Source organism: Cyclobacterium xiamenense (assembly GCF_042140265.1).
In the GTDB taxonomy this organism is placed as follows: domain Bacteria; phylum Bacteroidota; class Bacteroidia; order Cytophagales; family Cyclobacteriaceae; genus Cyclobacterium; species Cyclobacterium xiamenense_A.
Window position 1 is genome coordinate 3,944,807 of sequence record NZ_CP159481.1, and the last position, 17,166, is coordinate 3,961,972.

9 protein-coding genes are annotated in these 17,166 nt (G+C 51.8%); all 9 read right to left on the minus strand.

Annotated elements, in window-relative coordinates:
- Positions 1–48: 48 nt before the first annotated feature.
- The gene (locus ABWH99_RS16060) at positions 49–1,038 is read right to left on the minus strand and encodes a FecR family protein (RefSeq protein WP_375582853.1); all 990 of its coding nucleotides are present in this window, start codon (positions 1,036–1,038) and stop codon (positions 49–51) included.
- A 182-nt stretch (positions 1,039–1,220) separates the two neighbouring features.
- Positions 1,221–1,805 (minus strand): RNA polymerase sigma factor, encoded by a 585-nt coding sequence (locus ABWH99_RS16065; RefSeq protein WP_375582854.1) that lies wholly within the window; start codon positions 1,803–1,805, stop codon positions 1,221–1,223.
- A gap of 184 nt (positions 1,806–1,989) precedes the next feature.
- Entirely contained in the window at positions 1,990–4,227 is a 2,238-nt protein-coding gene (locus tag ABWH99_RS16070) for a right-handed parallel beta-helix repeat-containing protein (protein ID WP_375582855.1), read from the minus strand.
- Between the two features lie 69 nt (positions 4,228–4,296).
- Complete coding sequence (locus ABWH99_RS16075) at positions 4,297–6,609, minus strand: DUF5703 domain-containing protein (RefSeq protein WP_375582856.1); 2,313 nt, start codon at positions 6,607–6,609, stop codon at positions 4,297–4,299.
- Positions 6,606–9,431, minus strand: coding sequence for a hypothetical protein (locus tag ABWH99_RS16080; protein WP_375582857.1), 2,826 nt, complete (start codon positions 9,429–9,431; stop codon positions 6,606–6,608). The genes ABWH99_RS16075 and ABWH99_RS16080 overlap by 4 nt, the downstream gene beginning before the upstream one ends.
- A gap of 306 nt (positions 9,432–9,737) precedes the next feature.
- The gene (locus tag ABWH99_RS16085; protein ID WP_375582858.1) at positions 9,738–11,156 is read right to left on the minus strand and encodes a sulfatase-like hydrolase/transferase; all 1,419 of its coding nucleotides are present in this window, start codon (positions 11,154–11,156) and stop codon (positions 9,738–9,740) included.
- A 36-nt stretch (positions 11,157–11,192) separates the two neighbouring features.
- A complete protein-coding gene (locus ABWH99_RS16090) occupies positions 11,193–12,608 on the minus strand; it encodes a sulfatase (RefSeq protein ID WP_375582859.1) in 1,416 nt (471 codons plus the stop codon).
- A gap of 153 nt (positions 12,609–12,761) precedes the next feature.
- Complete coding sequence (locus tag ABWH99_RS16095) at positions 12,762–14,891, minus strand: right-handed parallel beta-helix repeat-containing protein (RefSeq protein ID WP_375582860.1); 2,130 nt, start codon at positions 14,889–14,891, stop codon at positions 12,762–12,764.
- Positions 14,892–14,942: 51 nt separating this feature from the next.
- Positions 14,943–17,090, minus strand: a complete 2,148-nt coding sequence (locus ABWH99_RS16100) for a serine aminopeptidase domain-containing protein (protein WP_375582861.1) — start codon at positions 17,088–17,090, stop codon at positions 14,943–14,945.
- Positions 17,091–17,166 lie beyond the last annotated feature (76 nt).

Genomic DNA, 17,166 nt, shown 5'->3' on the forward strand with positions numbered 1-17,166 from the left:
TTTGGCGATGGGAATTTTATCCTGCTTTTTCATTTTTCTCATAGGCAATCAAAATTTTATTCGGACATTCTTTTCATCAATTTCGTAGTCAAAACCAAGAGAGAAACTCAACCCGGTTAAGATAGCTTCCAGACTTTCATTCTTAAAAAGCCCCGTGACTTTTCGGCCCGTGTCACCGGAGGTCTCGAAACGGACGCCATACCAATGCTCCAGAGATTGCAGGATCTCCTGAAAGGGCTTGCTTTGAAACCGGATCATTCCTTCCTTCCACAAAGTCGTTTGCTCGGGATCAAACTTACCCTTGCGCAACGCCGACTGTCCATCCAATTTAACGGAAGCCATCTCCCCGGGCTCCAAGGAAAGCAGTTGGTCCTCCTTGGCTACGGCGACACGGCCTTCTGTTAGCGAAATTCGGATAACTTCATCTCTGGAATAAGCATTGAATTCGGTACCCAGGGCGGTTGTATGTACCGTTCCGGTTTTTACCTGAAACGGCCGCGCCTTGTCAGGTGCAATGGAGAAGTACGCCTCGCCTTCCAACTCAATCTCTCGGGTCCGACTACCGAAATCCGAATAAAAAGCGATGGTTGAAAGGGAATTGACTATCACTTCCGACCCGTCCGGAAGGCGAAGCGTCAACTTTTCTCCGGCCTGGGTATGTTTCTGTATTTTCGTGGGAGGAAGTGCTGCCAGCGGTTCTACGGTGTCTCTTTGAAGAAACGCCTCGTGCAGGTAAAAGGCAGTAAAAGCAACCAATAAAAAGGTGGCTGCTATTCGGCCGAACGTAAAAAAGAATCCAAAAACCTGCGAAGCTGGCCGCTTCATCTGACCTTTCAAGGTGGCCCGATGTATCTGCTCCAACAATTGTCGCTGCTTGGATTCGGTCACCTGTGGAGGTTCTTCCTCGTCCCATCTTTTCCGAAGCATGTCCACAAAGCGGTCCTCCGCTCCATTTTCCGCCAGCCACTCGGTCACCTCCCGATTTTCTTCAGGCGTGGTTCGGTGATTTAAAAATCTGATAAGCTTTTCTTCTTTCAAAATACCGGTTGTTTCAAGCAATACACTTGAAACAAACACATTACGTAAAAAAATAAAAAATTTATTCAACCCGGCTTTAGCCAGGTTATTTATCGAAACTAAATTCGGTATATTTCTGATTGATATCTATGAAATTCTTCGAGCATTTCAAGCAAGGAACATTGCAAAAAAAGAAAGATTCGTTACAAAAAAATGAAAAGCAACGGTCCGGAAAGGGAAGCCTTGTGGATCAACTCTCCCTTTAGGAATTTCGTGGCCAGGTAAATGTGGTGTTCGACCGTCCTTCTTGAAAGACAGAGCTGCGCGGCAATTTCATCAGGGCTCAAACCGTCGATCTTATTCAGTACAAAAACCCGCTGTTGCGTCTTGGGTAAATTTCGAATGAGCTCATTGGCGGCATCTTCGAGCTCCCTGTAAGTTAATTTCTCGATAACATTTTCCGAACTCACGCAGTACTTTTCGGGAATATTCTCTATGGTGCAGTTCTTCCTTTGGTCCCTTAATTTATTGAGCAGTTGGTTTTTAACGGATTGAAACAAATACGCTTTGAAGTTTTTGTTTTCATCCAGCGATTTACGTCCCTCCCAGATTTTAATAAATATCACCTGTACGGTCTCCTCCGCCTCCATTTCATCGCTCAGGTAGTGGTAGGCAAAACCGAGCAATCGGGGAAGGTACCGGTAATACAATTCATCGAACGACTTCATATCCCCTTGCCTAAGGGAACGTACCAACTCCTTCTCACTTTGGTTTATAAGCGGTCTCAATCTAAGGGTTTAAGTTAATCGATGAATTCCTATCTGGTTTTGCTGCCAAAAAATGGCAGAAAAGCTAAGGGATAGGTATTCTTTCCGAGATTCTACTACAACGATTAAATGTAAAAAAAATAACTGAATAATCTAATCCTTCGCTCAAAATCTACCGAAGGCTGCACTGAAGGCGCTCCCTTACCTACTCGGGCAAGTCGGTCCGGTACTCGTCCCGGTATAGACCCATCCGGTCAAAGGGAAGGGCCTCAAATCCCTCAATTCGTTGGAATACCTCGGCATCCGGTTTGAGGTTAAAATTCCCGTGTTCGTAATCGACAAATCCAGGATCTCCCGTTGTCCGGTAATTGTTTAGCGATTCAATTTGCGCATGTTCCCCTCCCATTCGGTGCACCGGGTCTTCGGGTCCACCCACTATGAGGTTCCCGGACAGTACGTTTCTACGCGCTCGCATGCCTTCCCATTCCTCGCCTTCAACTATCGGGCGCAGGTAATTTTGTAATCCGGGATACCTCTCAGCATAGGGTGGCTGGTCCACGGCTACATTTTCCAACAGGCGCCTTCTCAGTAGACCGTTTTCACCAAACATGGAAGGGCCGCCTCCCCGGTACCAGGTATAATAATGGGCGGACACCACAGCGGTATGAGCAATTGGCTCAATGATAATATTGTTTTTCATCGTTAAATCCCAGCCGCTATTGGTAAAAAGCACACCGTGATTGGCATTCATTCTATAAAACACGTTGCCGTATACCAGTACACCGGTGCTGGAATCATCGCAGTAGATGCCCATATTCATGCGGTCTGGGTTGCCGCAATCGTGAAAATAGTTGTACCGAAGCACATTGCCACGATCGCTGGGATCCCTTCCAATGTACCAGGGAGAAGTATCATCCGAATTGAGCGTTACATGGTGGATATGGTTGTATTCGAAAAGGTGTTCGTTTCCATGTACGTATATTCCCTGCCATTCGGAATCAAATATTTCGCAATGGCTGATCCGGTTTCCCACACCATCGATATTGATCCCGGCCCATAGAAATTTATTGCGCCGGTTATAGGTGTGCACCCGGCAGTTTTCCGCATAATTATTACCAGGAATCAGCTTTCGTTTGTTTCCTCCACTTAAATAAATACCGCCACTACCAGTATTGTACACGTCGCAGCTCAAGATCCCATGATTGGTTCCGGCTTTTCGGTCCCAGTGCGTGTATTTGTAAATATGCCCCTGTAAGTTGCCAATTCTCCGGGAAACCGGCACGCCCTCGTAGTCGTCATGAGTAATGAATGGGAAGGTTTGCTTAGCCCCCTGCCCCATAAATATCCCACTGGTACCCACGTTTCGAACCGTGCATCCGGCGATCAGATTACCCGTTCCCCGTTCCAGGTAAATACCGATGCCTCTACCTACCTCCACCGTCAGGTCCCGGAGGAGCAGATGGCTTACTCCTTCCAGGCTGATGATCGGATCTTCCATCAGGGAGACCATCAGTGAACCCTCCGTTATTGAACTGGGGGGCCAAAAATACAAGATGCCCGATTGCCTATCCAGGTACCACTCTCCGGGACTATCAAGTTCTTCGAGAATATTGTAGGCGAGGTAGTGTTGAAAATCCTTACCGCTACCTACTCCGTATAGCGAGGGGCTGGCCAATCGAACCTGTTTCTTTATTGGATCGATTGATTCCACCAGAATGTTATCGTCTGCAAACCCATACATAAATGTTCCCTGGAACCAAACGTCTTGCTGACCAGCCCATACCTCGTGACGTGGGTCGGAATATTCGAAAACACCCCCATGGGAACTGTAATCCTGATTTCTAGGTACCGAGCCCGGATCCATGATCTTTCCGATTTTCATGTACCCTTCGTTTGGATACTTTGCCAGTGGCATGACGGCCGCATTGAAGAAAAGCTCCAGAGGCGCCGGAGTGACGGGCATGGCGTGTCCGTATTGCCGGATCGCTCCAAAATCATGCAGCCCCAGTTCCTTCAGGTTGGCCTGAAGCACCTTTGGTCGGGCACCAGGTGAAAGCCGTAGCAGCACAGAGGAGTCCGTCACCTGTTGAAAGGCCTCCGGAGGAATGCCCCTTCCTCCGGTAATGCGTACCTCTTGTCCGGGCATTGCCCGCCAGACAATTGGTGCGCCTGGCTTTCCCGAATCGTGTTCGTTCAATACCAGGGAATGCGTCTGCTCGTAGTTTCCACCCCCAATCCAAACGGTACCTCCTCCCTCGGCCAGTTCGCCGGTTACCGCATACTGTCGAAGGAGGTCCCGTGCCGCCTGCAGTGTGGCTACCGGTTCTTCCCGGGTGCCGGGATTGCTATCGTTTCCGGCCTTGGAAACAAACAAATCCTGCGCCGGGGCGGCAACTGCGAGGGTAACTACACATAGAATGCTTACAGCAAAAGATCGTCTCATGGGGCAGGAACGGGTTTAATTGCAATAGCGGGCGACGAAAGGATTGCTCCAGGGCTCCACTTTTTTTTGCTAACGGTTAAACATTTGGACCACGTCTTCCCGGCGCTTTTCGGGAGAAACGTGTAGAAAGGTGATTTCTCCATTTTCCAGCTTTCCTTCTACCGTGGTGTTTTGGGGGGCGTGCAGTTTAAACGCCACGTCCCAGTGGTTGGGCCAGGCGGGAAACAGCAAGATTTCATCCCGATCGTATTGCAACAGCATCCGCTGCAAAGCGATCATGGCAACGGAACCGTGACATTGGTCCGGCGTCCAATCGTAATTTGGTCCCCACATGGTAGGAAAACGGTAGACGGTGGTTCCGGCATTAAAATACGCCGTCATCAATTCAGCCGCTTCTTCGGTGAGTCCCAAATAGGCTGCCTTGATGGAATGTTGTTGCCATCCCCGGTTTTCCCTGGACTCGCGGTCAGTAAAGGTGCGTATGGCCAGGTTCAGGCTATCTTTTCCAAGGCCAAAGCGGCGATAGGGAAAAATGGCATACAACTCTGGATTTTCAATATTTTGCTTCCCACTGTAGGCATGCGCGGGAGCCAATCGCTTCTCTCCTGCTACCTCTCGCAGCGGAATTTCGGGTAACTCCAGAAGCAATCGTCGGTAGCTGCTCCGTTGCGCTTCGGACAGGACTGATTCGGGCAAGGCAAGTAATTCCGAACAAACCTTGGCTATTCCAACGATTTCCGGAAGGGGGTTGACTGCCCGTTGGTAGGTCTCCAGGGCCATCGCCGGGTCAAACAATATCTTGCCCTGCTCGTCCCGCTCCCAATGCTGATCAAAAAACGTCATGACGGCGGTCACCACCGGAAGAATTTCCCTTTTGAGCGTTTCTTCGTCCCCGGTAAAGGCGTAGTAGTCCAATCCCATGAGCGAAAACTCCAGCCCACTTTGCCAATAGTACCGGATAAAGGAATTTACCGGGGTACCCACCGGAAGACTGTCGGGTCGCTCAACGCCGTAATTCGACTCAGCAAAAGTGCCCCAATGACGCATGGTTTCCAAATAAAAGGCCCCCTCGTGCCCGTAGTAGGTTTTCGTGGCGTATTTTCGGATGTCAAGGATTTCCCGGTACAACCTAAACAGCGGCTGCATCAAATCAAAGTCTCCAGCTTCCAGCATGGACCAATAGGGAAGGCGGGTGTTTTGCCACCAATACGGTCCACCCCATTGCCGGTAATCCGCATCGAATCCCCCGTAGCGGTTGTCCAGATGCTTGGTATCCACCGTGAAGATGGACCCGTTAAACTTGATCGGATACCTGCCCCTGCCCGAACAGGCATGCATGTAGCGTTGGAGATTGTAGTTTTTAGACACCATCGCCACGCGGTCTTTTTCCTCATCTTTTCTACTACTCAGGAAAATATAGCTTCTTTCCCAAAAGGACTGCCACCAGTCCGCGTGGGCTTTTCGCCGCTGTTGTCGGGAAAGTGAAGAGATTTTTCCAGCAAGTGCCCCGATCGATTGCTCCCAGTCCTCTAGTGTCTCGGTCTGCTCCGTCAATGCAATTATCGATACCGAGAATTGGGTCCGGGCTCCCTTTGTTTCCATGGTACGGGGGGAGCTTTTATGCAGACTTTCGGACTGCATGAGTGCTCCAAAGGTGGCATGCCATAAGGGGTCTTTCCCTCGTGTGATGAATCCTTCCAAGCCCTGCATTTTGAGGTTTTCCGCCCAAATGGATCCCTCATTACGGTGCGCCCAGACCAGATTTTCCGGATCCCGGTCAAGGATAGTGTCTTTCGCTACCCGTACGGACTGCAAGCCATAGGCCGAGTGGATTTCTGTGTCGTCGGCGATCTCCCGTTGCTCAAGCCGCCAGGGTTCGGTAGTGACCGATGCGGTAATCTCCCTCCGGCTTTTTACGTCGAGTTCTACCACCGGGTGGTTGGCATCCACCCAGACCTCAATTTCCACCCGCTCTTCCGGATTTCCCGCCTCAATGCGCAGGTAGCCGTCCTGCAGGATCAGCTCCTGAGAGAAGTAATTCCCTTTCTGAAACGGGTTCGGAGCAAGAGCCAACCGCACCTTGCCCAATTTCAGCAAGCGGGCGTTCGCGCTCCAGGCATCGGTTTTGGACAGGTAAAACAGGAGATCGCCATTCTCCTCCACCCAGAGGTTGATGCCAATATCTCCGTTCCCGGCCGGCATGGATCCCAGGGAGTTTTTTGAGGGAGTATCCCAGCGAACGTTGCATGCATCCAGCCCGGGCAGGGAAGAGGTACCGGCAGGTTCCGCCAGCTGCGCCCGGACCGGCTGCCCGAGAAAAAAGAGGGATAGAACGAAAAGGGCGCGAACGTACATGTTTTCTGTGAGTTGGTGCAGGATCATTTTAAGACAAAAAAGCGGTATCCCCGCTCAGGAAGGGTGACTTCCACCGTCATGCTGTAGTCACGCGCTACCGGTACATCCTGTAGGTTTCCCCACTGATCCTCCAATTGGACCTGCTCGTGCAAGCCGGTATAGTAGACCGGAACACTCAGGGTGCGGGTGATTTCCTCGTTCAGGGGATTGTACAGCATAAGCAAGCCTTTCTCCTCTCCGGTAGGGTTCACGTGCAGGATGCCATCCCAATCCCTGCCATCCGGCCGCCTTAGGTGGATGAGGTCTGCATCCAACACTTCCCGGTGTTTTTTATAGAAGCCCACCCATTTTTCGACCAGCGCCTTGGTTTCGGGCGCATCGTACAGTTGCGGACCCCGGTAGCAGGCCTGCACGCCTGCACCAAAAAGGTTCGCCAGCCGTTGTTCGTAGTGGGGTAGGTGCTCCTTCAATGGCTCGATCGTGGCGGCCTCCCCTCCCCCGTGGTATTGCACCAACGGAACAAACATCCAGCCCATGGACGGTGTTTTCGTCCAGGTACCGTCGTAGATATTTTGGCGTTCGATGATTTCCTGCTGGGCCCGGGGCAGGGACCAATTGGTCTCGCGGTAACCCATACCGGTTTTATTGCTTCCCGTTAGGAAATAATAATCCGGCACGTTCAGATAGATTCCTTTGGAACGAGCCCATTTGTAAAACTCCGAAATACGCCGGTATTGATTCCATTGCGAATCGGCCAAGCCTTTGTGTCCGGGGTGATCAGTGGCTGCGCAGACATCTCCCGGGTAGGAGCCATCGTGCTCCAGAATATCGAGTCCGGTTTTGCGGTATAAATTATAAAGCCTTTCAAAATAATCCTGGCCCCATTCGCTTTCCAGGCAGGGCGAATTCCCAAATCGGGGTGTCATCCCGGCTGGCATTACCACGTCGTTTCCGCCCCCTACCCGGCGACTGGCCAGCAGGGAATAACCGCCCAGGGCAATTCCCTTTGCATGCGCGTAATCGGCAAGTTCTTTCAATCGGTCCAGATTTTGTGGCGTGTCGTCTTCTGCGTTAAAGCCACTGCCAAAGGTCATGATGACCATTTCAAAGCCCACCTCTGCACTTTGGTCAACGGCCTTTTTTACGGCTTCGGTGTCCGCCGAACGAACGTGCATCAGGATGGGGTTTTCGGTCACCCAGGGAGCGAGGGCACGCATCATGCGCCGGTGCTCCAGTCCTTTTCGTTCGCGGTCCCAGCTGTCGTGAAGCAGTTCCCAAACCCGGTAGGAAGAAAAAGCGGCGCCCGGCTGTACCGTCTGCTCCGGTCCGTACTTGGGCGAAACCTCCAGCAACACGGGCATGGTACGCTCGTAGTTGACCTGGGTGGCGTATAGGGGATCCGGTTTCCAGGCAATGCTGGAGCGCAGCACGTTCTCCGAAGTCATTCCGCCAAAATTAAAATCGGTTTCGATGGTCAAATTGGGTAACAGCCACTGCTCCCGGCTATCGACGGTACTTTCGGGCTCCGTTACGGCCAGTATTTCACTGGTAAACGAATTGACGGTTACCACCTTTTCGGAACGATTGTCTACGGTAATCCATTTGCTGAACACCGGAAGACCGTCGTACAACTCGTAGTGCACGTTTACGGAAATATCCAGCAGGTAGCGCAAGGAAGCCAGCCCGGCCACTTTTGCAGCCTGAGATAGTTCTCCGAGCATAAAAAATTCCTCGATTTTGCTTCGACCCAAGCTCCCCTTTTGTTCGTAGTCCCGGTTACCACCTTGCGCGTCCATTTTGCCAATCCGCACGTAGCGCGGTGCCTGTTCCACGGAAGTCGCGCCTACCTCCTGCCAGTCCTCCTGTTCGTATGACCAGGAGGCCAGCAACTGACCCGCTTCCCATTCCATCCGCAACCAGACCGCTTTACCCTGCTCCAGGCCCTGCAGGCGATGTTCCTTTTGCCCATCATAAAAACCGATCTCGTTATCAGCAGGACGCAAGTTGAGTTTGATTACCCGATCTGAAAACACCAGTCCCAGCCCCGGACCCCAACTGCTGCTTCGATCGGTACCGGGATTAATTTTCGCCAGAAATACGGTTGCCTCCGGATGCACAGGCTGTTCTGCGTACACCGCCGTATTTGCCAATGCCATGATTTCACCGGCTTTCCCTTCGTTGATAAAGGAACTACGGGCGTGTGCACCCGATTCGAAACGGCTCCAATTTTCGTGCAAGCTAGCAAAGGCATCTTGGAACACGATTTCCCGGCTTTCATCGGCAGTGGATCGCTGCAACAATAAGCGGATTGCCTCCTCGTCCAAACGATAGGTAAAAATCAATTCCTTTCCCGGTGCCGGCCATGGCATGTCTTTGGGCATCCATTCGGGTCGCTTTTTCCAGGCGAATCGGGCTTTGGTAGCCTCCACGCGATGTTCCACCAATTTAAAGGAAGCAGGGTCTGCCTTCATGGAGGCGATCCACTGCCGAAGCAGATAATTGTGTACGGGTTGCCCGGTTAATCCCCCGATATCAAACGCAATCCCATCCAGCTGGATGGCCGCTTCAGGTCGAACGGATCGCAGAAAGGATTCCCCGGTCTTCAGGTGCTCGAGGCCAATGGTGGCTCCATTGGGCCCCGTTGAGAACGTACGCCGTACCAAGCCATTGCTTAGCACCAGGTGACCCTCCTCGGTGGTCTGCACCCGAGCCGGCTGATCGGAACGGTTTAGCAGCCAATCACTTTCTGCAGCCAAAGGCAGGCTATTACCGAAAGGAGCCCCCTGCTGTGCCTGTACAAAGCCCATGCTTGCCAAAAACCAAAACAGAATAAAAAAACTTTTTTTCATAGGATTAGAATTAATCTTGAGTTGTTGTAGGTACTGCTGCAGGCCTGGTCGGTGTCCTGTGTTACGCCAGTTGGCCTGGTCAGGCTCGATTTTTTTATCCATGTTTCTTTACCCCCCAACTACCTTTGCGCATTGCGAAAATAAAGAGCTTCGGATGGGTTTCGAGTCGATTTCCATCGACTTCTCCGGTGGTTTTGAAAGGCAGGTTCGAGACGTACAATTACCGAAACCTCCTCTGTAAACCGTGCTGGTAACACCAAGGATATGGCTGGACTTACTCCTATCGCCTTACCCGATAGGCCGGGCTTAGAAATCAATGGTTCCCAGGGGGTCGTTTAATGCCCGCTGCTGATCCGCAAGGAGGACCAACAATTGTCGTTTCACCCCCTGATACGCCAAATCATCCGAACGGTCCCTGAGTTCTTGCGGATCTTTTTCCAGATCAAACAGCAAGGTTTTATTCAATTTCGGATAGAAAATCAACTTGTACCGATCGGTTCGCACCATCCGTTGCAAATTCAGGTAGCTACTATAAATACCCGGATAGGCACTTGGCGCATCCTCCTCGATATAGGGCATTAAGCTGTGAAACACCGTGGTGGCCGGTTTTTCGATCCCGGCAAGATCCAGGATGGTCGCGCTTACATCCTGCAGGTATACTTGTTGCCCGTATCGTTTGCCTTTCGGCACAGCCGGACCAACCAACAGCAGTGGGGCACGGACGCTGTGGTCAAACATGTTCTGTTTTCCCATCAACCCGTGATGACCTACCGCCAGGCCGTGGTCGGCCGTGAAGAGGATGTAGGTATTGTCGGCTTTGCCAGATGCCTCCAGCGCGTCCAGTATTTTCCCGATCTGTGCATCCATGTGGCTTATGATGGCGTAGTACTCTTGTATGTTTTTTCGCACGGAGAAAGCGGTACGGGGAAAGGGAGCCAAGGCTTCGTCCCGTAGTTTCTCGCTGAGCCCTATGCTATCCTTAAAGGGATACATATCCATGTGGCTGGGTGGCAAGGAAATGCTTTCGACGGGATACAAGTCCACGTATTCCTTGGGCGCCTGCCGGGGATCGTGGGGCGCATTGAATGCCAGGTACATCATAAATGGAGCTTCGCTTCTGCCTGCCTGGTCCAGAAAGCCCAGGGCATCGTCGGCCAGCACCTCGGACCAGTGCTTTCCTCCCTTCCAAAATCCCTCAAAGCGTGTATCCCAGGGTTGCCAGACGGTATCTGCCAGACTTTTGGGGCGGCTGTAGCCTTCCGGAGTCTGGTTGGGCATACCCGGTCGGATGTGTACCACGTTTTGGAAAATGCTTTCTGCATGCGCCTTTACGTGCCATTTTCCCGTCATATAGGTTTCATAGCCCGATTTTTGGAGCAGTTGTGGCCAAAACTGCCCGTCATCCGCCATTTGCTGAAAGTTTTTTTCCTGCGCCTGCGCATCCCATACCGAAAGGCCACTGATCATCATGGCACGGCTGGCCACGCAAACAGCGCCGTTCCATGCGCCCATGTTATACGCATGTGTAAACGTGGCGCCTTCATTCACCAAACGGTCCAGATTCGGTGTAAGGACCTCCGGGTGGCCAAGTGCGCCGATCAGGTCGTAGCGCTGATCGTCTGAAAAGATAAAGATAAAATTGGGTTTCTCCCCGCCGGCTTGCTGCGCCTGCGAAAGCCCAGTTAGCGATAAGGTAATCCCAAGAAAGAGTAGTTTGACGTTCATGATTCGGGCTTCTGTTAAATACGGGTACGAGCAGGATCAATAATCTGCTCCGCGATTGCTTTTTTCACAAGAGAGGAGCCAATTATTGAGCTCGCGTTTCAGTTGCTCCACCTTTTGAGGATTAGCGGCAGCGATATCCATTGTTTCTCCCGGATCCTTGTGCAGGTCAAATAAAGTAAAATTTTTCCCATTATCCGAAGAATACAGCTTGTATTGGTTGTCCATGATGGCCTGCTGCCCCTGAAACCGAAAAGCGATCGTGGAAGGCCTGACCTCCTCTTTTTCGCCTACCAAGGGGAGAATATTGATTCCATCCAGGGGCTGCAGCTTTGGCTCGATTTCCAGACCCAACAGGGGCAATAAGGTCGGAAAAATATCGCTGGTAGAAGCGGGTAATCCGGTACGCTGACCAGCACGGATTCCTGCCGGCCATTCGATCAGCGCTGGCACGCGAATACCCCCTTCGTACAGGCTTCGTTTTCTTCCCCGAAAAGGGCCTGCGGAGCCCTGGGTACGGTTGACCGGTTCGGGCCCCTCCGGCCCATTGTCGCTGCAAAACCAAATCAGGGTATTTGCCGCCAGGCCCTGCTCGCGAAGAAAGCTTCTCAACCTTCCAATCTGTTCGTCCATAGCGGTAATGCTGCCATAATAGTGTTGCTCATCTTCAGAAAATCCGGGATACAGGGCGCGATGGGCAGGTCCCGCCACTACGGGTAGGTGGGGCGTATGAAACCAGATAACCGATAGAAAGGGTTGGCCCGCCTTTTTTGCCTGATCAATAAAGGGAATTACCCGGTCCATGATGATTCGGGAATCGTCTCCCGAGAGATTATCGATCACTTTTTGGTTTTCACCCGACCAGTAGAAGGTGCCAAAGTGCTCGCCCGGCACCCGCTGGCCAATATCTCCCGCACTCGCTCCCGGAGTAACCATGGGGTCCCAGGTGGGTACCTTGGATTCGGTCGAAAAACAAACATCAAAGCCATTTTCCCAGGGTGGTGCATAATGGGCCGCTCCCCGCGGGCCTCCCCGATTCGCGTCTTTTTCGGTCACTGTCAGGGTGCCCAAGTGCCACTTCCCAAAATGCCCGGTGGTGTATCCCTGTTTTTTTACCAACTCGGCAATGGTTTGTTCCTGTGTTTTCATGTGTCCGGTATTGGCATGGGTAATGCCGTATCGTTCCGGGTGCCTGCCCGTGAGAAAACTTCCTCGGGTGGGGGAGCAAACCGCAGAGGCCGCATAAAACCGGCTCAGCACCAGTCCATTCTCTGCCATCGCGTCGAGTTCAGGTGTTTGGATACGCTTGTTTCCATTGAATCCTACATCTCCCCAACCCAGGTCATCGGCCATGATCAGGATGATGTTGGGAGGATTTTGCTCCTGGCCAAAAGATTGAATGATAACCATACAAAAAACCAGCAATGTAAGGTCAACCCTATTTTTATTTTTCATGCAGTGTAAGGTGTAAACGTTGGTCTTCGGAATGTAGCGATTTTTTACTACGTTGCTCCCAATAGTTGGTAAAAAGGGTAGCCCATACCCGGGTTCCTGTGTACCCCGGGAACGCCTCGCTTCCCAATAGAACAGTTCCCCGATTTCTACCCATCAATTTTCCAGTTCAGAGATAATTTCGGAAAATAGCGCTTCTCGGGTTTCATCCATTCTGGCAAGCTCCTTCCATTTATCGGATCCATAAACCCCGGCCTGCGAATAATCGAACGGTTTAAAACCAATTTCTGCGGCTACTTTTTCGGACGCTAATCGGAAATCATAATCTGCTGCGTCAACAAATTCAGGATCGGCCACTATCGACTTTTTGTCTTTTACGTTTTTCCATTCACTGAAGGGGCTGCCTAAAAAAAGTGGTTCTTTCGTACGGGTATCCCAGTAGCAATTGTTTCCCATCTGCACGGTTGCCTCCTTCCAGTTGCCCAGAAAGATCTCGCCACTATCGGTATAGACAATGTTATTGGTAAATTCAAAGGACTGGTGCTTCTCCACACGGGTCAACTGTACCTGGCCCTTTAGGTTAAAGGCAAAGATATTGTTCCGTATAACGTTCTCTTTTCCATAATGCTGATGGAAACCGGAATTTTTGCAGGCATATACCAGGTTGTTTTCCATGCGCACCTGGCTGGCACCCTCGTCGGTATACAGGCCCCAGCCACCATAGGTGGCGGAATAGACGTGGTGAATGACATTGTGATGGACAGCTGTGCCGATCGCTTCGGAGAGAATATAAACACCGCCCATGTCGGACAGCTCCCCCCATCCCAGGTGGTGGATGTGATTGTAGGCGATTTCGTTGCCGGTAGCAGGACTTCTAAACTGTCCTTCTGCCCATTCCGGATTGCCGTTTTTATCGGGTATTTGGGTTACTACCCCGGTCGCTGCGTACCCCCACATCCAGCCAACCGAAACCCCGGAATACCTGAAATCCGCAATTTCGTTACGGGAAATCTCATTGTCACGGGAGTGAAAAATGATTACGCCAACGGCGCTTGGAAACAGGTGGCCTCCATCCCGTATGATGCTGTTATGGACCAGGTTATTTGCAGAAACATCCTCGTCCTCCGGATGATAGAGAAAATCACCAATCTTCACCCCACCGGCCCCCAGGTCGTGCAGGTAACTATGCGTGATGCGGCTATTGGTACATTGCCGCCGAAACCAAATGCCGTACAATCCGGTATGCGCCACCTCGCAATTGTCAAACAGAATATTGTCTGCGTAATCCATCGTGATGGTGGCGTCCACCGAAGCCGCTGCCTGCAAGGGATCTTGTCCCTGCATGGGCATGTGGTAACCCGCCACTTTGAACCGGATGTTTTTAAATGCTTTGTTTCTCACCGGATTCATTGGGTCACCGCTGATGGTGATAAATTTGTCGGTAACAGGTACATAGGCAGCGATCGAATCCATCGACTCTCCCTCTCTGGGGATGTAATACAGGTACCCATCCCCTTTTCCAATCCATTCGCCGGGAGCATCCAGCGCAGTCGGTACGTTTTCGATTTTGTAGTTCGTAAGGCCGTCCAGCTGATTCCAGGGCTGCATGCCTTTTCCCCTGATAAAGACAAAGGATGAATCCGCAGCAAAATGGTCGATAAACTTCCGGGTCACATCCCACTTGTGGTACAAGGAAATCACCGCATGGCGCAAGAATTCCGGACGCTCGTTTTCCAGCAGGGCCATTTCCTCCGGGTTTAACCGCAATTTTTGGACGGCAAATTCCGGCAAACGCCCGTTTCCCTTACTTAGGATGGTTTCGGTTACCTCTTGAACCCGAAAAAATCCCCGGTTGGGCATTCGGGCTCTTGGGGCTCGTTTCCCGTTGACAAAAAGCTGCTCGGGAGGGCGAGCAGCCGAAAGCGGTATCGGAACGGCGGCCCGCCACAGGTGCTCGTTTACGGCTTCCCATCCTGTCACCGCTACACCGCCGTACACGGTGACGCCGTCTTCCGTGCCTTCGAAAACGATCGGTGAGGCATCGGCAGAACTGAGCTCCAGGGGAGCGGTGAGGTAATAATCTCCCGGAGCTATTTTGACCCATACGGTATCCCGGGTTTGCAGCAGACGGATACGATCCCTCGCTCCTGTCAGGGAGGCCAGCGGCTGCTCCTGCGTGCCGGGATTGGTGTCTGCCCCCCTGGGCGATACGTAAAGGATAGTCGCTCCGGCTACCTCTACGCAACAAAGTGTAAGGAGCATTAAAACTAATCCGATCAGATTCATTTCGTGAACTCGTTTAGGTTTAATTTACTATCTATTCTTCCGATCCCTTATCTAATTCAACGCTTGGTTCAACCATTCCAGCAGCACATCTTGCTGATCCTTTTGAAATCGACACACATCGTCTGGAGCCAGGAATACGAAACCTCCCTGCCCGGTCCAGGCCGTTTGGGCTTCTTTCATTCCCCGGCGTAGGTCCTGCGGGTCGGCAAACCGATCGCGTACGGGTGCATAGACCAGCACCTTGCGTGGGGCAATCAGGCGGATAAGTTCCGGATAGTCGTAGGGAATTTCGGATTCTCTTCCCTGATACAGCCCCAACTTGGGCAATACATGGTGCCACTGCCAAAGCCGGCGGATCCCCCCGGTTGGCTTTTCATCGGTATCCGTTCGCATGGGAGTAAAGCCGCTAAACGAAGCCACGCCGGCAATTCGCTCGTCGAGCGCCGTGGCATACAAGCCGACCATTCCTCCATAGGCAAATCCACAGACATATATCTTAGTGGCATCCGTTGCCGGGATTTTCTCCGCTGCAATTCCTTCGCCCGCCAGCAGGAAATCGATTACCTCACTAACATCGGACACCGCCCGACCCAGTAAGGATGCGCGCGGATTATTCTCATAAAAACCAAAGGCGGCAGTAAGCTGATCGCCAAATCCGAACTGATCGTAACCAACGACGAGGTATCCTTCCTGGGCGAGTCGCCAGTAGACCGTGGTTTCCTCCACGCCGTATCCTTCGTTGCTGCCGTGCGAATAATTCCAGGGATGCAGCCAAATCACTGTCCCTTTGTAATGCGTTCGCCTGGGATCAAAATACATGTTACCATTCCTATTTTGGCCAAAGGCAAAAGGCACCCGTTTCATCCCACCCGGGTTCCAACGGTCTCTCGACCAGGCTGGAACGCCCAGTTCCTCTTCGGTTTTTAAACGGTACTCCGGTTGGTTTGAGTCAGCGCCTGTTTTTTCTCCCAGCATCCAGTGAATTATTTCCGGCAGGGGTTGGTTGGTTTCCAGGTACAGGTCATTTTCCCCTTGTTTATCCTTCCAGGCCTCAAAATCGAATTGGTGGTGCAGGATTTCCGGAAAGTCTTCGCGAGTTAGGGAATTTCTTCCAAAGGTGCTATCGAAATAATCAAACATGTGCTGGGTGTGGGCTTCGGTTATCGGATTGTGTTGCCCTTCCCGGTAGCTAAGATATATATTATTCTCCGCGCCCAACAATGTGTAAACGGTTTTGGCGTTCACGTAATTCCTTTCTACGCCAAACGTGGGGTCGCTTCCGTCATTATATGCCGTGTGGAGCATTAGATTCCGAGGCGCAATGGTGGCCAGTAGCGCATTGCCTTCGATTGGCAATTGGTGCTCCCTCCCTAAAAAATCGGTCAACTCCTTTTTTGCCCATACTTCCGGGAAGTCATCTACGGATTCCATAAAGGTATGCCGGGATGCGAACCGGTAGGAAGTGCCTGTCGGGGAACCGGAACTGCGAGCAATGACCGTCTTGATGCGTTGGTCGAAAGCCGCGGCGTAAATCGATTGCTTCCCGTACCGGGAATGCCCCGCAATGGCGATGGCGCTGGTATCAATGCGGTATCCCTGGTTCTCGTCCAAAAGGTAATCGAGTGCCCTGCTCGCTAGCCAGGCCTGTATTCCGAGTGACGAGGACCAACCTGCCCCGGGGTATTCTTCGCGAAACCGCTTCCAGACCGATTGGTAATCGGGGTACGCTTCTTCGGAATGGTGGGCATCCAAACCGGGATACAGGCAGACAAGGTACCCGCGCTTGAGCGCTTCCTCCGCCCAGGGAAGCTGGTAATCTTTGGGTTGAGTCAGGAACAATGGCCGGGCTTTTTGGTCGGTACCGGCAGGTTCCCAGAGAGCAATTTCAAAGGATTGTTTGCCGGGTGTGTCAAAGGTCAGTAGCAGGCGTTTTCGGGTGCTTCCATCCGTTTCTTTTGTTGTACTTCGAACAACGGCGGAAAGGAGTTTCGGTACTTCTTCGGGGTAGTGCCCGATAATAAATTTGCACCAAAGGTCAAGAATTTCTTTTCTTCGTCTTTCCCAGTCGGACGTTGTTTGCACCTTGCTTCCGTCCAGAAAGGTAAGCGCATCGGGTAGGTCGGGGTTGGTGTACGTTTGCGCTGTGAGGCCGGCTACGCAGAACAGTAGGAGGGATAAAAGAAGGATACATTTGTTCATTGAGGGATGGATTTCTTTCAGTAGTCCGGGCATGCCAAAGACAGCGGTTGGTTAAAAATGGCGAATTTATGGGGAT